The following is a 23,348-nucleotide window of genomic DNA, read 5'->3' on the forward strand; positions in this document are numbered from 1 at the left end:
CGCAGAGCGCGCACCTCTTCCTGATTCGCTCGCTGCGCTCGCTCATGTGCCTTCCGATGGGGTGGGCGGCAGGTGGGGCCCCGGCCGCTGGCTGGGGGAATGGCCGCACGTACCGCTTGGTCCCCGCCCGCTCTGAAGGGGAAGTGGCCCTCCGCCGACGGGGAAGTGCCGTCGGAAGACCGGGGAGCGGGAGGAGGCCGAGCCGTACGTACGGGTTCGCGCACGCGGGTGATTCGGGATCCAAGGAGAGCGTCACGCCTCCCACTTCGCGCCACTTTAGTCCACCGGGTGTCCCGGTCAATCAACCGGTTCCGCGCGTCCCGTGACGGCTTTCGCGCGGCCCGGTCACCCGTACGGCGGCCTCACGAAGGCACCTGTGGGTTACCTCACAAGGGGTGAAGTTGACCGTCGTGCCGGGCTTCCCGTGCAGCCGGACGGGCCACCGGCCATTACCGTGAACGCATGCCTATACCTGCCTCGCAGCCGCTGCCCCCGCCCGATGACAGCGCCGCCGCGCGTACCGGTGGCACGGTCACCGACCGTCTGATCGAGGCGAACGAGAGCTATGCCGCCGCCTTCACCGACCCCGGCATGGATGCCCGGCCCGTCCTCAAGGTCGCCGTGGTGGCCTGCATGGACGCCCGGCTCGACCTGCACGCCGCGCTGGGCCTGGAGCTCGGCGACTGCCACACCATCCGCAACGCGGGCGGTGTGGTCACCGACGACATCATCCGCTCCCTGACGATCAGCCAGCGCGCCCTGGGCACCCGCTCGGTCGTGCTGATCCACCACACCGACTGCGGTCTGCTGAGTCTGACCGAGGACTTCCGCCACGATCTGGCGGCCGAGGTCGGACAGCGGCCCACCTGGGCGGTCGAGGCGTTCAAGGACCTCGACGAGGACGTGCGGCAGTCCATACAGCGGGTGCGCACCTCCCCCTTCCTGCCGCACACGGACGATGTCCGCGGCTTCGTCTTCGACGTGACGACAGGTCTGCTGCGGGAGATCAGCCCGCGGCGGTGACGCCCGGAACCGGCCCGTGCGGACGAGGAACCGCACGGGCCGGTTCGCGCGGGCGGCCGGATTCACCAGGGGGCCGGGGAGGGCCGGGACATATCGGCACCAGTTATCCACAGGCCATGACGCGAAGCCGCGGGGACGGCAACAATGCGTGGGTGACGTTGTGCGGGCCCTGGCCGGGCACGACGTGTATGTCGGGGTGGGCCGGGTCCGCGGTACAGCGGGCACCGGCCCATGGATGGGGTGTCCCCCGCTTCTCCGGGAGCGTGGGGAAGGGCCGAGGAGGGCCGGGTGACGACGTATGACGAACGAGCGAGCCTCAGTGATCTGACCACCACAGCTGAGCGGGTTCACCGGTCGGTCGAGGGTGTGATCGAAGGCAAGCCGGAGGTCGTACGGCTCTCCCTGACGGTGCTGCTGGCCGAGGGGCATCTGCTCGTCGAGGACGTGCCGGGCGTGGGCAAGACGATGCTCGCCAAGGCGCTGGCCCGGTCCATCGACTGCTCGGTGCAGCGCATCCAGTTCACGCCCGATCTGCTGCCGTCGGACATCACCGGCGTCAGCGTCTTCGACCAGCAGCGGCAGGACTTCGAGTTCAAGCCCGGCGCGATCTTCGCCCAGATCGTGATCGGCGACGAGATCAACCGCGCCTCGCCCAAGGCCCAGTCCGCCCTCCTGGAGTCGATGGAGGAGCGCCAGGTCACGATGGACGGGCAGACCTATGAGCTGCCCAGCCCCTTCATGGTCGTCGCCACCCAGAACCCGGTGGAGATGGAGGGCACCTATCCGCTCCCCGAGGCCCAGCGGGACCGTTTCATGGCGCGGGTGTCGATCGGCTATCCCAGCCCGGACGCCGAGCTCCGGATGCTGGGCGTGCACGGCGCCGGCTCTCCCCTGGACGACCTCAAACCGGTCGCGCACGCCCACGACATCCTCAAGCTGATCGACGCGGTACGTGAGGTCCATGTCGCCGAGGCGGTGCGCAGATACGCCGTGGACCTGGTGGTGGCCACCCGCGGCCATCCCGAGCTGCGGCTGGGCGCCTCGCCGCGGGCCACGCTCCACCTGCTGCGGGCCGCGAAGGCCGCCGCGGCGCTCGCCGGCCGGGAGTTCGCGCTGCCGGACGATGTGCAGTCGCTGGCGGTGGCGGTGCTCGCCCACCGGCTGCTGCCCACCGCCCAGGCCCAGTTGAACCGCCGTACGGCCGAGCAGATCGTGCTGGAGATCCTGCACCGCACCCCGGTCCCCGACCCGTCCGCACAGCAGTGGCGGCAGACCCGCGGCCGGCGGCCGCCCGGCGTACGGGGGCTGTGATGTCCGGCGGGGGGAGCGGGAGCACGCCGGAGCGGAGCGGGCTGCGGGCCGCCCTCGGGGGGCTGACGACCCGCGGCCGGTCGTTCCTGGCGGCCGGGCTGGCCGCCGCGGTCTGCTCCTATCTCCTGGGGCAGGCGGATCTGCTGCGGGTCGGGCTGCTGCTCGCGGCGCTGCCGCTGGTCTGTGTCCTCGCCCTGCACCGCACCCGCTACCGGGTGGCGGGCGGCCGGACGCTCTCCCCCGCCCGGGTGCCCGCGGCGGCCGAGGCCAAGGTCCAGCTGCGGATCGAGAACGTCTCCCGGCTGCCCACCGGTGTGCTGATGCTCCAGGACCGGGTGCCCTACGTCCTCGGGCCCCGGCCGCGCTTCGTCCTGGACCGGGTGGAGGCCGGCGGCGCCCGCGAGGTGTCCTACCGCGTCCGCTCCGACCTGCGCGGCCGCTATCCGCTGGGGCCGTTGCAGCTGCGGCTTTCGGACCCGTTCGGGATGTGCGAGCTGACCCGCTCCTTCAGCACCTCCGACACCCTGACGGTGGTGCCGCGGACCGAACCCCTGCCGCCGGTCCGGCCGACGGGCGAGACGTCGGGGTACGGCGACGGGCGGCAGCGGTCGCTCGCGCTGGCCGGTGAGGACGACATCATCCCGCGCGGCTACCGCCACGGCGATGATCTGCGCCGGGTCCACTGGCGGTCCACCGCCCGCCACGGTGAGCTGATGGTCCGCAGGGAGGAGCAGCCGCGGCAGGCGCGCTGCACGGTACTGCTGGACACTCGCCGCACGGCCCACCGGGGCGCCGGGCCCGACTCCGCCTTCGAGTGGGCGGTGGCGGGCGCCGCGTCGACGGCGGTGCACCTGCTGGAGCGGGGACTGTCCGTACGGCTGCTGACCGACACCGGCACCTCGGTGCCGGGCCCCGACGGTACGGGCGGCGCCGGGTCCGCCGACACGGCGGGCCTGCTGCTGGACACCCTCGCCAACGTGACGCACTCCGAGGAGGAGGGGCTCTTGGCGGCGTACGACGTGCTGCGCGGCGGCGACGAGGGGCTGCTGATCGCCTTCTTCGGCGAGCTGGACGAGGAGCAGGCGACGGTGGCCGGACGGATGCGGCAGCGCAGCGGCGCGGCGGTCGCGTTCGTCCTGGACGGCGACGCCTGGACGCAGGGCATCGGCGGCATACGGTTCCCCGGTCCGCACCCCCGGATACCGGTGGCCGGCCCGCTCCGGATACTGCGCGAGGCGGGCTGGACGGCGCTGCCGGTGGCGCCCGGCGCCTCGCTTCCCGACCTCTGGCGTGCCACGGACCGCGCCGGGACCGGCCCGGAGCAGCCGGTGCACAGCGGTCCCCCGGCGGGCCCGGCCACCGTGCCGAAACCGGCGGGGCGGGCCGCGGAGAGGTCGGCGGCGGGGGGCGGTGCATGAGCGGGGGTTCGGCGGGTGGGGGCGTGCCCCGGGGCGTGGGCCCGGCCGGTGGGCGTGTGACCGGTGGGCGGGGTGTGGGCGGATACGCCGCGGCCCGGCGCGGCGCGCCGTCGCCCGGCGGATGGACCGGCGGCCGGCGCGGCTCCCGGGTGCGCGGTCCCGAGCGAAGTGAGGCATGAGCATGAACGGCCGGGCGCGGCTGGCACTGTGTGCGGCGGTGGCGACCCTGAGCGCGTCCTGCGCACTGCTGCCGCTGGTGGAACCGTTCGACTGGCTGTACCAGGCGGCGGTCATGCTGGCGATCGTGAGCGGCGTGGGCGCGGCGGCCCGCCGGATGTCGCCGGTCAGACCGCTGGCCCTCGCGGCGCAGGCGCTGGTCGCCGTGCTGCTGCTGACCCTGGTCTTCACCCGCGGCCAGGCGATCGCCTGGGTGCTGCCGGGGCCGGAGGCCGTCGCGGAGTTCGGCCGACTGGTGCAGCAGGGCGCCTCGGACGTCGGACGGTACGCCATCCCCGCACCTCTCACCCCCGGCATCCGGCTGCTGCTGGTCGCCGGTGTGCTGGTCATCGGCCTGTGCGTGGACGCGCTGGCGGTCACCTACCGCGCCGCGGCCCCCGCCGGGCTGCCGCTGCTCGCGCTGTACTCGGTGGCGGCGGGGCTCTCCCCGGGCGGCGCGGGCTGGCTGTGGTTCCTGGTCGCGGCGGCCGGCTATCTGCTGCTCCTCCTCGCCGAGGGCCGCGACCGGCTCTCCCAATGGGGCCGGATGTTCGGCGGCAGCCCCGGTGCGGACCGGCCGGACACCGGCCGCAGCCGCCCTGCCGGGCCCGGCGGGGCGGCGTTCGCCCCGGTACGTACGGGCCACCGGATCGGCGCGGTGGTGCTCGGGATCGCGCTGGTGGTGCCCGCCGCGCTGCCCTCGCTCGGCGGCGGTCTGCTGGGCCCGCCGACAGGCGGTGAGAGCGCCGGTGGTGGGGGCGGCACGATCTCCGCCGTGAACCCCCTGGTCTCGCTCCAGAACAGCCTCAACCAGCCCGCCGACAGGGAAGTCCTCAACTACCGCACGACCACGGATAACACCCGCGACATGTATCTGCGGATCGTCGCCCTGGACCAGTTCGACGGCACGGCCTGGAAGCCGTCCGAACGTACCGTCACGGACGTCCCGGACCGGCTGCCGGACCCGCCCGGTCTCTCCCCGGCGGTGCACACCCTCAGGGTGAACACCTCCATCTCGACCGCCGAGTGGTACGCCCAGAACTGGCTGCCGCTCCCCTACCCGGCCGCGAAGGTGGACATCCCCGGGCGCTGGCGTTTCGAGCCCGCGGGCCGCACGCTCGTCGGCGACCGCGGGCAGAACACCCGCGGTGTGCAGTACCAGGTGGAGAGCCTGCTGGTGCGGCCCACCGCCCATCAGCTGGCCACGGCCCCGCCGCCGCCCGCGGAGCTGCTGCGCGAGTACACCAAGGTGCCGGACTCGCTGCCCACGGTGGTGCACGACACGGCGCGGAAGGTGACGTACGGCGCCCGGACCGCGTACGACAAGGCCGTCAAGCTCCAGGACTGGTTCTCGCTCAACGGCGGCTTCAGCTACAACACGGAGGTCCAGGCCGGCAGCGGTTCCGAGGCCATCGTGCGGTTCCTGGAGCAGAAGGAGGGCTTCTGCGTCCACTTCTCCTTCACGATGGCGGCGATGGCGCGGACGCTGGGCATACCCGCCCGGGTCGCGGTCGGCTTCACCCCGGGGACCAGGCAGCAGGACGGTACGACCTCGGTCGGTCTCAAGGATGCGCACGCCTGGCCCGAGCTGTACTTCGAGGGCGTCGGCTGGACGCGCTTCGAGCCGACGCCGAGCCGTGGCAGCACCCCGGACTACACCCTCGGCGACGATGCCCGCTCCGGCGCCGCCGCCCCGCCGGCGCAGCAGCCGTCGCGCCCCTCGGCCCCCGCTGCCGGCCCGTCCGCGACCCCGTCCTGCGGCCCCGGCCACCAGCGGTCCGGGGCGGCCGGCTGTCCGGCCCCGCCCGCCCGGTCGGACGCGGGCCCGTCGGACGGCGGCCCGTCCCCCTGGGCCGTCACCGGCATCGCGCTCGCCGCACTGCTCGTCCTGCTGCTGCCCGCGCTCCCCCTGCTGTGGCGTGTCCGTACGCGCTCCCGGCGGCTGACGGCCGACGGCACGGACGGGGACCCGGCCGCCGCCGCCCTCGCCGCCTGGCGCGAGCTGCTCGACACCGGCTGGGACTTCGGCATCCTGCCGGACGGTTCGCTCACCCCGCGCAAGGCGGCCGCCCGCATCGTGCGCGTCGGGGAACTCCCGCCGGAGGCCGCCGACGCCGCCCACCGGGTGGCGGCCGCGGTCGAGCAGGTCCTGTACGCGCCACGGCCACACCCGGTAACCGGCCTGGTCACGGACGTACAGCGGGTACGGACCGCACTGCACGCCGGGGCCTCCCGCCCGCTGCGCCTGCGCGCACTGCTCGCCCCCCGCTCCGCGGCACGCCTGCGCTGGGCCCTCGCCGCCCGGTGGAGCGCCCTCCGTCTCCGCTGCGCCAACAGCCGCCCGGTCACCGCCGCCCGCCGCGCGGCAGTCACCCTCCGCCGGGAACGGCGGCGGGCCTAGGCACGCCGTGCCCGCCCCGGCGCCCGGCACTCCCCCAGCTACCGCTGGGAGGCACCCCCACGCGGCGTTGTCGGGACCACCCCGATACACCCGGCATTAGGGCGGCCCTCCGCCGTGCGATGCACCGCACCAGACACTGCGGGGACCCGCCCTTCGGGCGAAAGACGCCGCTGTGACGACACGCCACGCCCTAGGGCAGCCCTGGCCGGAGGAGGGCTCGCGAGATTCCTGGCCCCGGGCCACGGGCGCCCCGGCCCCCGACCGACCGGACCGCGGAACCCGTACACCGGGGGCACCCGATTCCGCCCCCTCCCCCACCACAGCGTGATGCGGCCGCCGATCCTGTCGGGCAGCCGCATCACGTCAATATGCGTAAAACCGGTGCGCGTCCCGCCGAGGAGCTGTCCGGTTCGGTGGTGTCCCGCTCGGGGCTCTCCCACCCCGTGTGGCGGACGGTGGCGCGCTGCGAAAACTGGCGAAAAGGGGCTGGTGGAACCGGTGAGCCGGCGGCGGACTCAGTGGCCTTGTTCGTCCCGGCGGCGTTGCCAGCGGTCCTCGATGCGGTTCATCATCGTGCGCTTCTGCCCGGCCTGGCGGCTCGACGGGGCACCGCCGGCACCCCGGGAGGCCGTGCCCGGCTGCTGCTCACCCGGCTTGGGCGCCTTGCGCCATCCGGTGACGGCGAGTACCGCACAGCCGAGCATGACGAGGAAACCCACCACGCTGATCCAGATCTGCTGCGCGACCATTCCGGCCATGAGCAGTGCGATTCCCACCAGGAAGCCGACGACCGCTTGGTAAACCCGTCGCCGGGTGTACGTGCGCAGCCCGCTTCCCTCAAGCGCTGTCGCGAACTTGGGATCTTCGGCGTACAGCGCTCGCTCCATTTGCTCGAGCATGCGCTGCTCGTGCTCCGAGAGCGGCACGGAGTCCTCCTACTCGTCGGTCGCGGGGGGCGACCGGGTGCGACCCTTTCAGGATAGGCAGGGAATCGCCCCCGTGAAACCCGCCCCTCTACGCCATTTCACTGTCCGGGCCGCTGCGGCGGCCGGTGGTGATGCTGCGTGCATTCCCCACCCGCCTGTCCGTCATGCCGGAACGTCGTATCCCGATCATACGGGGAGAAGGGGCTGATCGGGTGGCCTGTGGCCGACCGCACGCGGTAGCCGTGCGGCCGTGCGGGTCAGTCGCGCTCGGCGAGGACGTGCAGCTGGGTGGCGACGGAGTGGAACGCGGGCTGCTCGGCGGCGGCCGCCTCCAGCTTCAGCAGGGCCTCCATGGCACCCGGCTCGGCGTCGACGAGCACACCGGGGACCAGGTCGGCGAAGACCCGGACGCCGTGTACGGCGCCGACCTCCAGGCCGGCGCCGGAGACCAGGCCGGCGAGCTGGTCGGCGGTGAACCTGCGCGGCACCGGGTCGCCGGCGCCCCAGTGTCCGGCCGGGTCGGTGAGTGCCTGGCGGGCCTCGGTGAAGTGCCCGGCGAGGGCGCGGGCCAGCACGGCGCCGCCCAGGCCCGCGGCGAGCAGGCTCAGGGTGCCGGCCGGGCGCAGTGCGGCGACGGCGTTGCGGACGCCCTCGGCCGGATCGTCGACGTACTCCAGCACGCCGTGGCAGAGGACGGCGTCGTAGCCGCCGCGCTCGACGACGTCGAACAGGCCGTGGGCGTCACCCTGGACGGCGCGTACCCGGTCGGCGACGCCCGCCTCCCCGGCCCGGCGCTCCAGGGCGAAGAGGGCGTTGGGGCTGGGGTCGACGACGGTGACGCGGTGGCCGAGGCCGGCCACCGGCACGGCGAAGTTACCCGTGCCGCCTCCGGTGTCGAGGACGTCCAGGGCGTCGCGCCCGGCGGCCTTGGCCCGGCGATCCAGGGCGTCCTTGAGGACCTCCCAGACCACGGCGGTACGAAGGGATGCGCGCGGGCGCAGCGGGTCAGACACGGCGGGTGGCTCCTCGACGGGGGCATGAACTACTCAGGCGCCTACCACCCTATTGCGTTCCGCGCCGTCCGCCGTCTGCGGCGCCGCATGGGCCGCCATCAGGCGTCCTGCCGGCTGGCCGGGCACCGGAGTGCCCCGCGCGGGTGCCCATAAGGGTGCCCCTGCGTGAGGCCCGCTCCGCCGCGCGCCTGTACGGGATGCCGCCACGGGCCGCCGCGCACCCCGGCACCGGCCGCACGACGGGCATCCCCGGCCGCACGACCGTGCCGGGTGCCGCCCGCCGCTCCTCAGCCCGCCCGCTGGGGTGGCAGGGCGGGCGGGAGCAGCAGCAGCCGTTCGACGAGGCGCAGAAACATGGCGGCGTCGCGGAGCAGGTCGTCGGCGTCGCGGCGGGTGGCCGCGCCGGCTATGCCGGCCTCCGCCTTGGCCCGGCGATCGGCGCCGGAGGCGAACAGGGCGCTCCACTCGGCCAGTTCGGGAGCGACCTCCGGCAGGACCTCCCAGGCGCTGCGGATGCGCTGTCTGCGGCGCGGTGCGGTCTCGGGCCTGGCGCGGACGGCGAGAACGGCGGCCGCGGTGCGCAGCGCGGCCAGATGGGCGGTGGCGAACCGTTCGTTGGAGGTGGGCAGGGTCGGTGCTTCGTCGAGGCCGTGCCGGGCCTGGGCGAGCAGGGCGAGGGCGGCGGGCGGTGCCGCCGTCCGCCGCCGGACGGGATGGACATCGCTCGGGGGACCGTACGCAGCGGAACTGCCCGCCGTGGAACGAACTGCCATGACGAACCTCCTGTTGTCGCATGCCGGTTCGGGACCGTCTGACCCCATCGTGGCGGGTACCACTGACAATCGGCGCTGACCTGCTCTTTCGCCGGAAAGACGGAATGGCTACGGAATGACTCCGGGTGGCTCGCGGTGCCGCTCACGCCGCTCCGCGACCCGTGGCCGCGCGGCCGTGGACGGCACCGGCCGCGCGGCGGTCCGGCACGGCGGCCGCCGCGGGGTGCGACAAACCGCCTACGGGCGCCGGGGAGGACCTGTTCCGGAGCCGGTCCTGTGCACGCGTACACAGCCGGGACCGGCACAATCGCCCCTATGGACAGCTCCACTACACGCCGCGACGCCACCCGACGCAGACTCTTCGAGGCGGCGGTCACGCTCATCGCCGAACAGGGCTTCTCCTCCACCACGGTGGACGAGATCGCCGAGCGGGCGGGCGTCGCGAAGGGCACCGTCTACTACAACTTCGCGAGCAAGAACGTTCTCTTCGAGGAACTGCTGCGGCACGGCATCGAGCTGCTGGCGACTTCCCTGCAGGCGGCCTCCGACGAGGTGGCCGACCGGGGCGGCCGCCGCATCGACGCCCTGGACGCGATGATCCGGGCCGGCCTGGACTTCATCTCCCGCTACCCGGCACTCACCCAGCTCTACGTCGCCGAACTGTGGCGTACCAACCGCGCCTGGCAGTCCACCTTGATGGTGGTGCGGAAACGGGCCATCACCGTGGTGGAGGAGGTCCTGCGGGAGGCCGTGGCCGACGGTGAGCTGAGCGACGAGATCGACATTCCGCTCACCGCCTCTGCGCTGTTCGGGATGGTTCTGGTGGCCGCCCTGGACTGGCAGTCCTACCAGCCGGACCGGTCGATCGACGAGGTGCACGCGGCGCTGTCGCGGCTCCTCCAGGGGCGGGTCAGCGGCCTGGACGTGTAACCGCACCGGGCGACCGCGGGGAGATCCGTGGCGAGCTGTCCCGTGGGACGCGCGCCGCGGGGTGCCTGCCGGACGGCCGCCGAGTCCGCACACGGCAGTGCGCTGCCCTGGCACAGATCGTTCCCCCACCGATCCGACCAGGACAGCGCTTCCCCCGTGCTCCCCGTTTTCCCCCGTGGAGCCCCCGTACCTCCCCCGTCACGTCCGGGAGCCACGCCGTTCCGCCGCCCCGTGCCGGCGGTGCGGTGCCGCGTCCCTTCCGTGATCACCACTCTTCCTTCCAGGCGGGTCCCGGCCCATCCGCGTACCTACTCATCTCGGCGTCTGAGTACGGATACTCAAACCTGAGCACACCGCCCCAGCGCTGCCCTACGCTTTCCCGCGTGTCCGTACTCCCGTTGGTATTCACCAGTGGCTGGGCGAGTGGGATCAACGCCTACGCCGTCGTACTGCTCTTCGGCCTGCTCGGTGCCACCGGGGTCACCGACGAGGTGCCCGCGGCGCTCCAGCGCCCCGATGTGCTGATCGTGGCGGGGGTGCTCTTCCTCTGTGAGGCCGTCGCGGACAAGATCCCGTACGTCGACTCGGTCTGGGACACCGTGCACACGGTGATCCGGCCGGTGTCCGGTGCGGTCGTCGCGGCGCTGCTGGCGGGGCACAGCGGTTCGCTGCCCGAGGTGGCGGCGGGCGCGGTGGGCGGCTCCACCGCGCTGCTGAGCCATCTGGTCAAGGCGGGCACGCGGATCGCCGTCAACACCTCGCCGGAGCCCGCGAGCAACATCGTGCTGAGCCTGGCCGAGGATCTGGGGGTCGCCGGGCTCGTCGCCTTCGCCGTGTTCCATCCGGTGCTGGCGGCGATCATCGCGGCGCTGCTGCTGATCGGCGGTATCGCACTGGTGATCTTCCTCTGGTCGCGGATCCGCCGGTACCTGCGCCGACGGCGACAGCGGCGCCAGGAGAAACGACTGGCCGCGGCGGGTGACACGGGGCCGCTGCCGGGCTGAGCCGACCGCCCGCGCGGGCGTTGTCAGTGGGCCCGGATAAAGTCGCAGGCATGGCACGGATTGCGGTGATCGGCGCCGGGATGGGCGCGATGGCGGCCGCCGCCCGGCTGGCCGTCGCGGGCCACCGGGTGGCGGTGTTCGAGCGCGGCGCGACGTACGGCGGCGCGCTGCGGCGGTTCGAGCGGGACGGCTTCGCCTTCGACACGGGGCCCGGTCTGCTGCATCTGCCCGCCGTCTACCGCGATCTGTTCGTCAAGACCGGCCGCGAGCCGCTGGAGAGCTGCGTCGAGCTGTCGCAGGTCGATCCCGCCGCCCGCCATGTCTTCGCGGACGGCACCGATGTGTCCCTGCCGAACGCCTCACGGGCCGGTGTCCTCGCGGCCCTGGACGGCGCGCTGGGCGCCGGGGCGGGCGAGCGCTGGAGCGCGTTCCTGGGCCGCGCCCGCGAGGCGTGGGACGCCACCCGGCGGCCGCTCCTGGAGGAGCCGCTGTGGCAGGACTGGCGGGTGCTGGGCCGCGATCCGTATCCGGCGGTGCGCCGGCGCGGGCTGTTCGGCCGCGGCAAGGGCCCCACGACCGCCACCCTCGCCGAGGTCGCCGCCCGCGAGCTGGCGGATCCCCGGCTCGTCGCGCTGCTGGAGAGCCATGCGCTGGCGTACGGCTTCGATCCGCGCGACGCGCCGGCGAGCGCCGCCGTGCTGCCGTACATGGAGCAGACCTTCGGGAGTTGGTACGTCCGCGGCGGTATGCGGGCGCTGGCGGACGCGCTGTACGAGCGCTGCGCGGCCCGTGGAGTGGAGTTCACCTTCGGCGCGGAGGTCACCCGGATCACCGAGAAGGACGGCCGGGCGGCGGGCGTCGAGCTGGCCGACGGCCGGGTGGCCGACGCGGAGACGGTGGTCGCCGGTGTCGAACCGGCCCGGCTGGCCGCGATGTTGCGGGCGGGGCTGCCGTGGGGTGCGGAGGACGTCCGTCCGGCCGCCCGGCCCGGGGAGTGTGCGCCGGGGCGGTTCACGGTCGTGCTCGCGCTGCGCGGGGCGCGGCCGGGCGACGCCGCGCACCGGACGGTCGTCCACACCCCGGACCGCGCGGCCGAGCTGGCCGGTGTGTTCGGGGACGGCCCGGGGCGGCGCGTGCCGTGTGCCCGGCCGACGGTGACGGTGCTGCGTCCGGACGACGCCACCGGCCGCCCGGACGACGGCCACGAGGCCGTGACGCTGACGGCGACGGTCGCCGGGACCGTCCCGGCCGGCGGGCCGGACGTCCCGGGGGCGCCGGGCCGGTCGGCGGAGGCCGAGGCCCTCGCGGACCGGATGACCGAGATCGCCGAGGCCGCGGTTCCGGGGTTGCGGGAGCGGGTGCTGTGGCGGGAGGTCCTGCCGCCCGCGGACGGCGAGTCGGTGCCGGGCCCGGCGCTGGCCGGCGCCGATGGCCGCTTCCTGCGGCCCGCCAACCGCACCCGGATACCCGGGCTTTACGCGGTCGGCGGCTGGTCGCATCCGGGCGGCGGGCTGGCGCACGTCGGGATGTCCGGCGCGATCGTCGCGGGCCTGATCGTGAACGGCGACGACTGGCACGGGTCGGCGTGAGCGCCCGGCCCCGGACCTGACGGCGGGCGGGATCCGGCGCCGGTCCGGACGACATCCGGCGTCCGGTCCGGTCGTGCCGGCCGCGGCCCGCGGTGGGGACGAAGCCCCTGTGTGCTCCGGCCCGTGCGACCTGTCGCCGCCGGGCCGCGCACCGGGCTCAGTAGCGGTAGTGCTGCTCGTCGTAACCCTGTTGCTGGTGCGGCGGGTAGGGCGGCTGTCCGGCCGGGGGCTCGGCGTCGCGCTGTTGCGGGACCCAGACCCCGCCGGGCGGGGTCTCGACATAGCCCTGGCCCGGCTGCTGCCCCTGGGGCTGCCCGGTTCCGTCGGCCGGCCGGCCGTCGTACTGCTCCGGGACGTACGGCGGCCGGCCGTACGGATCCGGCTGCGCGTACGGGTCGTACGGGGCGGGGTACTGCTGGGCGCCGAGGTACGGGTCGGCGTAGGGCTGCTGCCCGCCCTGACCGTCGCCGTACGTCCCGTACTGGCCCGCGTAGGGGTCCGGCTCCCCGGCGGGAGCGCCGTAACTGCCACCGTACGCAGGGCCGTTGCCGTCGCTGGCACCGGCGGCGTTGCCGTAGGCGTCGTAGCCGGGGTGGCCGGTCTGCGGGGGGCGGGCGTCGGCGCTGTAGACGCCGTACTGCCCGGTCTCGTCGGGGAGCGGCTGCGGGGCGTAGACGGCGGTGGCGTCGGGGCGCGGATAGCCGTCCTGGTCCGGGTAGTTCTGCGGTACGAAGACGCTGCGATCCTGGTACGGATCCTGGTCCTGGTAAGGGTCCTGGCCCTGGTAGCCGTGGTGCGCGCCGTACGGGCCCGGCCCCTGGTAGGGCTCCTGGTCCAGGCCGTGCTGCCCGGGGAAGTCCGCCTGGCTCTCGGTGGCGCCGTGGTCCTGGGGGGTGTCCTGCTGGGTGAACGTCCCCTGCTCGTCGGTGCCGTGGCCGGCGTCGTCGGGGAGCGGCACCGCTTCCACGCCGGAGACCTGGAGGGCCGGCTCGGCGGCGGGTGCCTTGGCGCCCCCGGAGCGGGCCCTGCGCCGCCGGCTCTCCGTCCGCTTGCGGCGCAGGGCCCAGCCGGTCGTGAAGCCCCGCCGGAAGGAGAGCGTCACCTTCACCTGCCCGACCGCGAAGGCGACGGCACCCACGGCGATCACGATGACCGACGGGATGATGACGCCGGCCACCACCCCGAGGAAGCCGGTGAAGGCGAGCAGCCGCCAGCGCAGCCGGGCCTTGTGCTGGAGCAGGACCTCACTCAGCAGCCACAGCCCGACGAAGCCGAATGCGATGTAGAGGACCGTCCAGCCCATATACGCCCCTCTTTCGCCGCTTTCCGGCCACCGTCATCAGGACTGCTGGTGCAGTCCGAGATTCTCGTAGATTTCCAGGGTCGCCGTGGAGTGGTTCAGGGTAATGAAGTGCAACCCGGGCACGCCTTCGGCCATCAAGCGCGCACACAGTTCGGTCGCGTACTCGATGCCAATGGAGCGTACAGCCGCCGGGTCGTCCTTGACCGCGAGGATGCGCTCCGCCAGCTCGGGCGGGAAGGCCGCGTTGCTGAGCTGCGCGAACCGTTCGATCTGGCGCACGTTCGTGACCGGCATGATCTCCGGAATGATCGGCGTCGAACAACCCACCGCCGCGACCCGGTCGCGCAGCCGCAGATAGTCCTCCGGATAGAAGAACATCTGCGTGATGGCGAAGTCCGCGCCGGCCCGGCACTTGGCGACGAAGTGCGCCACGTCGGCGTCCCAGTCCGTGGAGCGCGGATGCATCTCGGGGAAGGCCGCCACGCCGACGCAGAAGTCGCCGGACTCCTTGATCAGCCGGACCAGGTCGGCCGCGTAGGTGACGCCCTCGGGGTGCCGCACCCACTCGCCCATCGGGTCGCCGGGCGGGTCGCCGCGCACCGCGAGCATGTTGCGGATACCGGCGTCGGCGTACTGGCCGATGACGTTGCGCAGTTCGGCGGTGGAGTGGTTCACCGCGGTGAGGTGGGCGACCGGGGTGAGCGTGGTGTCGGTGGCGATGCGCTCGGTGGCGCGCACCGTTCCCTCACGGGAGGATCCGCCGGCTCCGTACGTCACGGAGACGAAGGTCGGGGAGACGGCCTCGATCCGGCGGATGGCGTTCCACAGGGTCCGCTCGCCCTTCTCGGTCTTCGGGGCGGCGAACTCGAACGAGTATGACTGCTTGCCGGAAGCCAGCAGCTCGCGCACGGTCGGCGCGTGATCAGTCCTGGTGGAAGCTGTACCTAGGGCCATATGGGCAGGTTAACCACCGGCCGGGCACACTCAAACCGGCACCGGCGTTATGCCTGGTATGGCCGATTCGTGTCCACGGGTTGGACACGCCCGGATCACCACTTGGTCATTCGAGGACGGAATGCGAGCCCTGCCGGCGATCAAGGACCCGGATGCCGGGATTGTCCCTTCACTGCTTGTGCGGAGGGTGCCCGTGCGGAGGGTGCCCAGGTGGATGCCCGGCGCACCGGACGCCCGGAGGTCCCGCCACCGGATGCGCCGCTCACTCCGCCGAGGCGCGGACCCGCCGCGCCAGATCCGCCGCCGCCGCGCCCGGATCGTCCGCCTCGGTGAGGGCGCGGACGACCACGATCCGGCGGGCGCCCGCGGCCAGCACCTCGTCCACATTGCCGGCGTCGATCCCGCCGATCGCGAACCAGGGGCGCTGCGGGGCGCGCGAGGCGGTGTAGCGGACCAGGTCGAGGCCCGGGGCGTGGCGACCCGGTTTGGTGGGCGTCGGCCAGCACGGTCCCGTGCAGAAGTAGTCCACCCCCGCTTCGGCGGCCGCGGCGTCCACCTCGGCCTCGGCGTGGGTGGAGCGGCCTATCAGGACCTCCGGGCCGAGGAGGGCGCGGGCGGCCGGGACCGGCAGGTCGCCCTGTCCCAGATGCAGCACCGGGGCGCCGGCCGCGTGGGCGACGTCCGCGCGGTCGTTGACCGCCAGCAGCTTGCCGTGCCGCCGGCAGGCGTCCGCGAAGACTTCGAGGTGGGCGAGCTCCTCCGCCGCCTCCATGGTCTTGTCGCGGAGCTGCACGATGTCCACGCCCGAGGCGAGCACCGCGTCCAGGAACTGCGGGAGGTCGCCCTGCCGCTTGCGGGCGTCCGTGCACAGATACAGCCGGGCCTCGGCCAGGGCCTGTCGTGCGGTGCTCATCGGGCTGCTTCCCCCCAGGTCGGCGGCGTACGGGCCGGGCCTTCCGGCCCGTACGCCCCTCGGATGCGAATGCGGTTACGGATGCTGATGCGGTTGCTGTTGAGGGCGCGCTCGCGCCGTGCGGGTCAGACGGCGAGCGCCTGAGCCCGGCGCTTCACCTCCGTGCCGCGGTTCTCGCGCAGCGCCTGCGCCGGGGTGCCGGGCAGGGTGTCATCCGTGGTGAAGAGCCACTCCAGCATCTCCTCGTCGGCGAAGCCGTCGTCGCGCAGGAGGGTCAAGGTTCCGACGAGGCCCTTGACGACCTTGCCGTCCTTGATGAAATCGGCCGGCACGTGCAGTGCCCTGTTCTCGCCGCGGCGCACCGCGATCAGCTGGCCCTCCTTGACCAGCTGCCGGACGCGTGTCACCTCGACGCCGATCTCTTCGGCGATGTCGGGGAGGGTGAGCCAGGCGGGGACGAGTCCATCGATGTTTGCGTCAATCTCGGTCACAGGACAAGCGTGCCATCTCGCACTGACAGCCGGTAGCCGGGCACCGCCGTCGACGGCCCGAGGCACACCGGCGGGTGACACCCGCGGTGCCATCCGCCGCGCCACGGCGGCGCCCCGCAGGCCATCCCGTACCTCGTGCCCGTGCGGACGACAGGCCCTAAAGCGCCGCCGTCTTCAGCGGTACGGACGCGTCCGCGGCCCGCTCCCGGTCGAGGGCCGCGCCGCGCTCGATCAGCTTGCGCCCCTGTGCCAGGTCACGCGGGCGGCCCACGGCGAGCAGCGCGACCAGCCGGTCGCCCCGCAGCCACAGCACCGACCAGGCGGCGCCGGCCGGGTCACCGCGCCAGACCAGCTCGTCGGCGTCCCCGTGGTGGCCCGCGTACTGCACGAACCGGCCGAACTGCTCGGACCAGAAGTACGGGACCGGGTCGTAGACCATGCCCTCCGCCGCACCGCGCAGGATGTTCTCGGCGACCGTACGGGGGCCCTGGAGGGCGTTGTCCCAGTGGTGGACCAGCAGACGGGTGCCGTAGCGGGCGGACGGGAAGGAGGCGCAGTCGCCGACCGCGTACACATCGGGGACGGAGGTGCGCAGCCATTCGTCGGCCAGGACGGAGCCGTCCCGCGGCGAGAGCGCGACGTCCGAGCCGGCCAGCCAGCCGGTGGCGGGCCGGGCGCCGATCCCCACGACCACGGCGTCGGCGGGCAGCGTCGTGCCGTCCGCGAGGGTGACCGCGCCCGCCTCGACGGCCGCGACCCGGGCGCCGGTGCGCAGGTCGGCGCCGGCGTCCGCGTACCAGTCGGTCATATGGGCGGCGACCTCGGCGGGCAGGGCGCCGGCCAGCGGGCGGTCGGCGGCCTCGACGACGGTGACCGCGCAGCCCGCCTCGCGCGCGGCGGTCGCGAACTCCGCGCCGATCCAGCCCGCCCCGACGACCACGATCTCGTGGCGGGCGGCCAGCACGGGCCGCAGCCGCTCGGCGTCGTCGAGGGTGCGCAGCAGGTGGACGCCGGGCAGCCCCGCGCTGCCGGGCAGCAGGACCGGGTCGGCGCCGGTCGCGAGGACCGCGTAGTCGTACGGGACCGGGCCCTCGGCCGTCTCGACGGTGCGGGCGCCGGGAACCAGGGCGGTGACCGGCCGGCTCAGATGCAGCTCGATGCCGAGCGCGCCGAAGTCGATGTCGAAGGTGGAGCCCTCGGCCTTGCCGAGCAGCACCGCCTTGGACAGCGGGGGGCGGTCGTAGGGCTGGTGCGGCTCGCCGCCGAGCAGGGTGATCGCGCCGCGCCAGCCCTGTTCGCGCAGGGCGACCGCGGTCTGCACACCGGCGATTCCGGCGCCGACGATCACGACGCGGGGCGTGCGGTCAGGGGCCTGGGAGGACGTGCTCTGCTCGCTCACCCGATCACTGTAAGACGGTGTGTCTCGCCGCCAGCAGCAGCGCGCAAGGAGATCTCTGACACAGCGTCACCGTCGGTCACCGCGGAGCCGCGCGGCCGGGGCCCGCCGGGCGCGCCCTTACGGCGCCTCGCGGGCCCGTATTAGGGTGAGGGATACACGCACTCGCGGGAGCCCGGACGCACCGGGCTGAGAGGGAGGCTGGCGGCCTCCGACCGTACGAACCTGATCCGGGTCATGCCGGCGAAGGGAGGGGCTGGACGCCCATGCATTCATCCGTCACACCGTCCACCGCCACATCATCGACATCGGCCGCGCCACCGCCCCCGGGCGGGCAGCACGCCGATGTGCTCGTCATCGGGGGCGGCATCATCGGCCTGGTCACGGCCTGGCGGGCGGCCGGCCGGGGGCTGAGGACGGCCGTCGTCGATCCGGCGCCGGGCGGCGGCGCCGCCCATATCGCGGCCGGCATGCTGGCCGCCGTCACCGAACTCCACTACGGCGAGCAGACCCTGCTGGGTCTCAACCTCGCCTCGGCGCGGCGCTATCCGGACTTCACCGCCGAGCTGGAGGAGGCGAGCGGGCGGCGCATCGGCTACCGGCGGTGCGGCACGCTGGCCGTCGCGCTGGACGCCGACGACCGCGCCCTGCTGCGCGAACTGCACGCCCTGCAACTCCGGTCGGGGCTGGATTCGGAGTGGCTGACGGGGCGCGAGTGCCGCCGGCTGGAGCCGATGCTGGCGCCCGGTGTCCGCGGCGGTCTGCGGGTGGACGGCGACCATCAGGTCGATCCGCGCCGGCTGGCGGGCGCGCTGCTCATCGCCTGCGAGCGGGCCGGGGTGGTCTTCCACCGCGCCTCGGCCGAGCGGCTGACGGTCGCCCGGGGACGCGCCTCGGGCGCCGAACTCGCCGACGGGACGCGGCTGTCGGCCGGTCAGGTCGTCCTGGCCGCGGGCAGCCGCAGCGGGCAGCTGGCCGGGGTCCCCGACGCGGTGCTGCCGCCGGTGCGCCCGGTCAAGGGGCAGGTACTGCGGCTGCGGATGCCGGCGCCGCCGGCCGGCGGCGCCGCCTTCCTGTCCCGCACCGTACGGGCCGTGGTGCGCGGCGGCCCGCTCTATCTGGTGCCGCGGGAGAACGGCGAGCTGGTCCTCGGCGCCACCAGCGAGGAACTGGGCTGGGACACCACCGTGACCGCGGGCGGCGTCTACGAACTGCTGCGGGACGCGCACGAACTGCTCCCCGGCATCACCGAACTGCCGCTGGCCGAGACCTGCGCGGGGCTGCGTCCCACCTCCCCCGACAACGCGCCGCTGCTCGGCCCGACCGCGCTGCCCGGTCTCCAGCTGGCCACCGGCCACTTCCGCAACGGTGTGCTGCTGACGCCGGTCACCGGTGACGTGATGGCCGATGCGCTGACCACCGGAGAGCTCCCGGCGGCGGCCCGCCCGTTCTCCCCCACGCGCTTCTCCGCCGTGCCCGCCCCGGTGCCGCAGCGCACCCGCGTCCTGGAGGAGTCCGTATGAGCGCCCCCACCGTGTCCGTCTCCGTCAACGGCGAGGTGCGCGAGATCCCCGGCGGCCTCACCCTCGACCGGCTGGTCGCGACGCTGTCCCGGGCGTCCGGCGGGGTGGCCGCCGCGGTCAACGAGACCGTGGTGCCGCGCACCCGGTGGTCCGACACCCCGCTCGGCGAAGGCGACCGCGTCGAGGTGCTCACCGCGGTCCAGGGAGGCTGATCCGCCGCCATGACGGATGATCTCCTCACTCTCGCCGGCCGCACCTTCCGGTCCCGTCTGATCATGGGGACCGGTGGTGCGCCCAGCCTCGGCGTCCTGGAACGCGCGCTGCTCGCCTCCGGTACGGAACTGACGACGGTCGCCATGCGGCGGCTGCATCCGGCCGTACAGGGCTCGGTGCTTTCCCTGCTGGCGCGGCACGCGATCCGGGTGCTGCCGAACACCGCGGGCTGCTTCACCGCGGGCGAGGCGGTGCTCACCGCCCGGCTCGCCCGGGAGGCGCTCGGCACGGACTGGGTCAAGCTGGAGGTCGTCGCCGACGAGCGCACCCTGCTGCCGGACCCGGTCGAGCTGCTGGACGCCGCCGAGACCCTGGTGGACGACGGTTTCACCGTGCTGCCCTACACGAACGACGATCCGGTACTGGCCCGCAAGCTGGAGGACGTGGGCTGCGCCGCGATCATGCCGCTGGGCTCGCCGATCGGGTCCGGGCTGGGCATCCGCAATCCGCACAACTTCGAGCTGATCACGGAGCGGGCGGGCGTCCCGGTCGTGCTGGACGCGGGCGCCGGTACCGCCTCGGACGCCGCGCTGGCCATGGAGCTGGGGTGCGCGGCGGTGATGCTGGCGTCCGCGGTGACCCGTGCCCAGGAGCCCGAGCTGATGGCCGGGGCGATGCGGCACGCGGTCGAGGCCGGCCGGCTGGCGTACCGCGCGGGCCGCATCCCGCGCCGCCATTTCGCGCGGGCGTCCTCGCCGACGGAGGGCGTGGCGGAGCTGGACCCGGAACGCCCGGCGTTCTAGGGAGGGCGGGCCGTCGCCAGGGGAATCCCCGGCCCGGAGGCGCGTGCCCTGCCGGAGTTCCCACCGGAGTTCCGCAGGTCACAGCGGCCCCGGCCCCCCTCGGGCGGGCGCCCCGTCCATGCGCCCCGTGTCGTGTTCCGGTCACCGTTCGGCTTCAGTACGGGCGGGGCGGTGGCCGGGCGGGCGGGGATCCGGCGGGTCCTCGTAGACTCGTCTGCCGTGGATACGACCCTTCAGGACCCGCTCGTCGGCCGGCTGCTCGACGGCCGCTACCGCGTCCAGGCCCGCATCGCCGCCGGCGGTATGGCCACGGTCTACCGGGCCGTGGACACCCGGCTCGACCGGGAGCTCGCCCTGAAGGTGATGCTTCCGGCCCTCGCCGTGGACGGGGCGTTCGTCGACCGGTTCATCCGCGAGGCGAAGTCGGTCGCGCGGCTGTCCCACCCCAACGTGGTGGGCGTGTTCGACCAGGGCACGGACGGTACGTACGTCTATCTGGCGATGGAGTACGTCGCGGGGTGCACGCTGCGCGACGTACTGCGCGAGCGGGGCGCGCTCCAGCCGCGGGCCGCGCTGGACATCCTGGAGCCGATCCTCGCCGCCCTGGGCGCCGCGCACCGCGCCGGGCTGGTGCACCGCGACATGAAGCCGGAGAACGTCCTGATAGGCGACGACGGCCGGGTCAAGGTCGCCGACTTCGGTCTGGTGCGCGCGGTGGACAACAACACCACCGCGACCACCGGCACCGTCCTGGGGACCGTCTCCTATCTGGCGCCCGAGCAGATCGAGAACGGCACCGCGGACGCCCGCGTGGACGTCTACGCCTGCGGCGTGGTGCTCTACGAGATGCTGACCGGCGGCAAACCGCACACCGGCGGCTCCGCGGCGCAGGTCCTCTACCAGCATCTGCACGAGGACGTGCGGCCGCCGTCGGAGTCCGTGCCCGGTCTGGCGGCGGAGCTGGACGGCCTGGTGGCGCTGGCCACCGCCCGGGAGCCGGCCCGGCGGCCGCAGGACGCGGTGGCGCTGCTGTCCCGGGCCCGCGGCGCCCGCGCGGCGCTCACCGACGCGCAGCTCGACCTCGTGCCACCGCACGCGAAGGACGTCCCGGCGGACGGGGACGACACCGAGCGGACCAGTGTGCTGCCGCGGACCGGTGCCGAGCAGCTCCGGCTGCCCGGGGCCCCCGCCGACGCGGAGCTGAACCGCACCGCCAGGCTGGAGCTCCCGGCGGCCGCCGCGGCGTCGCCCGCCGAGCGGACCACCCGGCTGCACCCGGCGCCCGCCGCGGCGCCGCGTACCGGCCTCTTCCGGCAGCGCCGGACCGCCACCCTCATCGCCGCCGTACTGCTGGTCCTCGGGCTCGGCGCGGGCGTCTGGTACATAAACGCCGGCCAGTTCACGACCGTCCCCGCTGTTCTGGACCTGCCGCAGGCCAAGGCCGAGCAGACGCTGCGCGACGAGGGGCTGCGGGTGAAGGTGGTGCGCGGTTACAGCCCCAATGTGGAGCGCGGCCACGTCATGGCCACGGACCCGGAGAACGGCAAGCGCATCCGCGGGACGGGCACCGTCACCCTCACCGTCTCGCGCGGCCCGGAGGTCGTCGCGATCCCGGATCTGGCGGGCACACCGGTCGCGGACGCCCGGCGCGAACTACGGGACCGCGGGCTGACGCCGGGCACCGAGGCCCGGGAGTTCAGCGACGAGGTCGCCAAGGGGTCGGTGATCCGTACGGACCCGGCCGCGGGCAGCAAGCGGCGGCCGGACACGGCGGTGGCGCTGACGATCAGCCGCGGCGCCCCGGTGGACGTGCCCGATGTGGTGGGCGCGGCCCGCGCGGACGCCGAGTCGGCGCTGACCGGTGCCGGTCTCCAGGTGAAGTTCGCGGACGAGCCCGTCTACGCGCCGCAGGCGAAGGACACCGTCGCCCAGCAGTCCCCCGGCAAGGGCGAAAAGCTCGGCAAGGGCGACACGATCACCCTCACGCTCTCCAAGGGGCCGGAGATGATCACCGTCCCGGATGTCACCGGCAAGAGCACCGACGACGCGAAGCGGCAGCTCACGGACCTCGGCTTCGAGGTCGAGGTGCAGAAGCCGCTCCTGTTCCCGCAGGACTCCGTCGATACGCAGTCGGTCGGCGGCGGTGACCAGGCCCCCAAGGGCAGCAAGATCACCATCAAGCTCAAGGGCGCGCTGTAGCGGCCGCGGGGCGCCTGGCACCCTGAAAGGGTGAGCACTTCCCCCTCCCCGCAGCGCGCCGAGCCGCGCGCCCGTACCCGTAATCCGGTCGGCGGCCATGTGCCGGTGGCCGGCGGCCTGGCCAAGGTCGGCCTCGCGTACGCCCGCGAGATGGGCGGCGAGACCGTACAGGTCTTCGTGGCCAATCCGCGCGGCTGGGCGACGCCGCCCGGCAGCCCCGAGCAGGACGAGGCGTTCCGGGCGGGCTGTGCGCGGGAGGGCGTTCCGGCGTATGTCCACGCGCCGTATCTGATCAATTTCGGCTCGCACACCGAGGCGACCGTGGACAGGTCCGTCGAGTCGCTGCGCCACTCGCTGCGGCGCGGGCGGGAGATCGGCGCGCTCGGCGTGGTGGTGCACACCGGCTCGGCGACCGGCGGCCGGCCGCGTGCGGAGGCGCTGGCACAGGTCGGGGAGCGGATGCGGCCACTGCTCGACGAGCTGACGCGGGACGACGACCCGTGGCTGCTGCTGGAGCCGACGGCCGGCCAGGGGGCGTCGCTGTGCGCACGGGCCGAGGATCTCGGGCCGTACTTCGACGCGCTGGACCGGCACCCCCGGCTCGGGATCTGCCTCGACACCTGCCACGCCTTCGCGGCCGGTCACGACATGGCGGCCCCGGGCGGGATGAAGGCGCTGCTGGACGAGGTGGTGGAGGTCGCGGGCGAGGGCCGGCTGCGGCTGATCCACGCCAACGACTCCCAGGACGTGACCGGCGCCCACAAGGACCGGCACGCGAACATCGGCGCCGGCCACATCGGCGCGGAGCCGTTCCGCGAGCTGTTCGTCCACCCGGCGACCGAGGGGGTGCCGCTGGTGATCGAGACACCGGGCGGCAAGGAGGGGCACGCGGCGGACGTGGCGCGCCTGAAGGAGTTGCGCGGGCGCTGAGCGGAGCCGCGCGGAGGGC

Annotated in this window: 20 protein-coding genes and 1 riboswitch; of the genes, 12 read left to right on the forward strand and 8 right to left on the reverse strand. The window is 74.1% G+C overall.

The window, feature by feature from the left end:
- Positions 1 to 462 precede the first annotated feature (462 nt).
- The 4 genes from IH09_RS06460 (at position 463) to IH09_RS06475 (ending at position 6,369) form a co-directional block, all read left to right on the forward strand.
- Positions 463 to 1,023 carry a beta-class carbonic anhydrase gene (locus tag IH09_RS06460; protein WP_052854936.1) on the forward strand — a complete coding sequence of 187 codons (561 nt, stop codon included), beginning with the start codon at positions 463 to 465 and terminating at the stop codon, positions 1,021 to 1,023.
- Positions 1,024 to 1,311: 288 nt separating this feature from the next.
- On the forward strand, positions 1,312 to 2,334 hold the full coding sequence (locus IH09_RS06465) for an AAA family ATPase (RefSeq protein ID WP_052854939.1): 1,023 nt from the start codon (positions 1,312 to 1,314) through the stop codon (positions 2,332 to 2,334).
- Positions 2,334 to 3,752 (forward strand): DUF58 domain-containing protein, encoded by a 1,419-nt coding sequence (locus IH09_RS06470; RefSeq protein ID WP_110952107.1) that lies wholly within the window; start codon positions 2,334 to 2,336, stop codon positions 3,750 to 3,752. The genes IH09_RS06465 and IH09_RS06470 overlap by 1 nt, the downstream gene beginning before the upstream one ends.
- Positions 3,753 to 3,933: 181 nt before the next feature.
- Complete coding sequence (locus IH09_RS06475; RefSeq protein ID WP_052854940.1) at positions 3,934 to 6,369, forward strand: transglutaminaseTgpA domain-containing protein; 2,436 nt, start codon at positions 3,934 to 3,936, stop codon at positions 6,367 to 6,369.
- 515 nt (positions 6,370 to 6,884) lie between these two features.
- On the opposite strand, the gene IH09_RS06480 is transcribed toward IH09_RS06475, so the two are convergent.
- The 3 genes from IH09_RS06480 to IH09_RS06490 all read right to left on the reverse strand — a co-directional run bounded on the left by IH09_RS06480 (position 6,885) and on the right by IH09_RS06490 (position 9,081).
- Complete coding sequence (locus tag IH09_RS06480; RefSeq protein WP_052854943.1) at positions 6,885 to 7,295, reverse strand: DUF3040 domain-containing protein; 411 nt, start codon at positions 7,293 to 7,295, stop codon at positions 6,885 to 6,887.
- 257 nt (positions 7,296 to 7,552) lie between these two features.
- Positions 7,553 to 8,308 (reverse strand): methyltransferase, encoded by a 756-nt coding sequence (locus tag IH09_RS06485; RefSeq protein WP_052854945.1) that lies wholly within the window; start codon positions 8,306 to 8,308, stop codon positions 7,553 to 7,555.
- A 287-nt stretch (positions 8,309 to 8,595) separates the two neighbouring features.
- Complete coding sequence (locus IH09_RS06490) at positions 8,596 to 9,081, reverse strand: SAV_6107 family HEPN domain-containing protein (protein WP_052854947.1); 486 nt, start codon at positions 9,079 to 9,081, stop codon at positions 8,596 to 8,598.
- Between the two features lie 315 nt (positions 9,082 to 9,396).
- Between IH09_RS06490 and IH09_RS06495 the strand changes: the two genes are divergently transcribed.
- The 3 genes from IH09_RS06495 (at position 9,397) to IH09_RS06505 (ending at position 12,604) form a co-directional block, all read left to right on the forward strand.
- Positions 9,397 to 10,011 carry a TetR/AcrR family transcriptional regulator gene (locus IH09_RS06495; RefSeq protein WP_052854949.1) on the forward strand — a complete coding sequence of 205 codons (615 nt, stop codon included), beginning with the start codon at positions 9,397 to 9,399 and terminating at the stop codon, positions 10,009 to 10,011.
- 383 nt (positions 10,012 to 10,394) lie between these two features.
- A complete protein-coding gene (locus IH09_RS06500) occupies positions 10,395 to 11,015 on the forward strand; it encodes a DUF4126 domain-containing protein (protein WP_052854951.1) in 621 nt (206 codons plus the stop codon).
- 50 nt (positions 11,016 to 11,065) lie between these two features.
- Entirely contained in the window at positions 11,066 to 12,604 is a 1,539-nt protein-coding gene (locus IH09_RS06505; RefSeq protein ID WP_190233214.1) for a phytoene desaturase family protein, read from the forward strand.
- A 157-nt stretch (positions 12,605 to 12,761) separates the two neighbouring features.
- Here the strand turns inward: IH09_RS06505 and IH09_RS06510 are convergent, their stop codons facing one another.
- The 5 genes from IH09_RS06510 to IH09_RS06530 form a co-directional block, all read right to left on the reverse strand.
- Entirely contained in the window at positions 12,762 to 13,907 is a 1,146-nt protein-coding gene (locus IH09_RS06510; RefSeq protein WP_052854953.1) for a hypothetical protein, read from the reverse strand.
- A gap of 36 nt (positions 13,908 to 13,943) precedes the next feature.
- Positions 13,944 to 14,861, reverse strand: coding sequence for a methylenetetrahydrofolate reductase [NAD(P)H] (gene metF / locus IH09_RS06515; protein WP_052854955.1), 918 nt, complete (start codon positions 14,859 to 14,861; stop codon positions 13,944 to 13,946).
- Positions 14,862 to 15,123: 262 nt separating this feature from the next.
- The gene (thiE, locus tag IH09_RS06520; protein WP_052854957.1) at positions 15,124 to 15,774 is read right to left on the reverse strand and encodes a thiamine phosphate synthase; all 651 of its coding nucleotides are present in this window, start codon (positions 15,772 to 15,774) and stop codon (positions 15,124 to 15,126) included.
- Between the two features lie 125 nt (positions 15,775 to 15,899).
- On the reverse strand, positions 15,900 to 16,265 hold the full coding sequence (locus IH09_RS06525; RefSeq protein ID WP_052854959.1) for an Rv2175c family DNA-binding protein: 366 nt from the start codon (positions 16,263 to 16,265) through the stop codon (positions 15,900 to 15,902).
- A gap of 157 nt (positions 16,266 to 16,422) precedes the next feature.
- On the reverse strand, positions 16,423 to 17,664 hold the full coding sequence (locus tag IH09_RS06530) for an FAD-dependent oxidoreductase (protein ID WP_052854962.1): 1,242 nt from the start codon (positions 17,662 to 17,664) through the stop codon (positions 16,423 to 16,425).
- Positions 17,665 to 17,818: 154 nt separating this feature from the next.
- Positions 17,819 to 17,930, forward strand: a riboswitch (TPP riboswitch).
- Here IH09_RS06530 and thiO point away from each other — a divergent pair.
- The 5 genes from thiO (at position 17,928) to IH09_RS06555 (ending at position 23,329) form a co-directional block, all read left to right on the forward strand.
- Positions 17,928 to 19,184 (forward strand): glycine oxidase ThiO, encoded by a 1,257-nt coding sequence (gene thiO / locus IH09_RS06535; protein ID WP_190233215.1) that lies wholly within the window; start codon positions 17,928 to 17,930, stop codon positions 19,182 to 19,184. Its footprint overlaps the riboswitch before it by 3 nt.
- The gene (thiS, locus tag IH09_RS06540) at positions 19,181 to 19,396 is read left to right on the forward strand and encodes a sulfur carrier protein ThiS (protein ID WP_052854966.1); all 216 of its coding nucleotides are present in this window, start codon (positions 19,181 to 19,183) and stop codon (positions 19,394 to 19,396) included. Before thiO ends, thiS begins: the two co-directional genes overlap by 4 nt.
- A 9-nt stretch (positions 19,397 to 19,405) precedes the next feature.
- Positions 19,406 to 20,200 (forward strand): thiazole synthase, encoded by a 795-nt coding sequence (locus tag IH09_RS06545; protein WP_052854970.1) that lies wholly within the window; start codon positions 19,406 to 19,408, stop codon positions 20,198 to 20,200.
- 219 nt (positions 20,201 to 20,419) lie between these two features.
- A complete protein-coding gene (gene pknB / locus IH09_RS06550) occupies positions 20,420 to 22,399 on the forward strand; it encodes a Stk1 family PASTA domain-containing Ser/Thr kinase (RefSeq protein WP_052854973.1) in 1,980 nt (659 codons plus the stop codon).
- 30 nt (positions 22,400 to 22,429) lie between these two features.
- Positions 22,430 to 23,329: a deoxyribonuclease IV gene (locus IH09_RS06555; RefSeq protein ID WP_052854976.1), complete on the forward strand. Its 900-nt coding sequence runs from the start codon at positions 22,430 to 22,432 to the stop codon at positions 23,327 to 23,329.
- Positions 23,330 to 23,348: the final 19 nt, after the last annotated feature.

The sequence above is a fragment of the Streptomyces celluloflavus genome (assembly GCA_000720995.1).
GTDB classification, from domain to species: Bacteria; Actinomycetota; Actinomycetes; order Streptomycetales; family Streptomycetaceae; genus Streptomyces; species Streptomyces celluloflavus.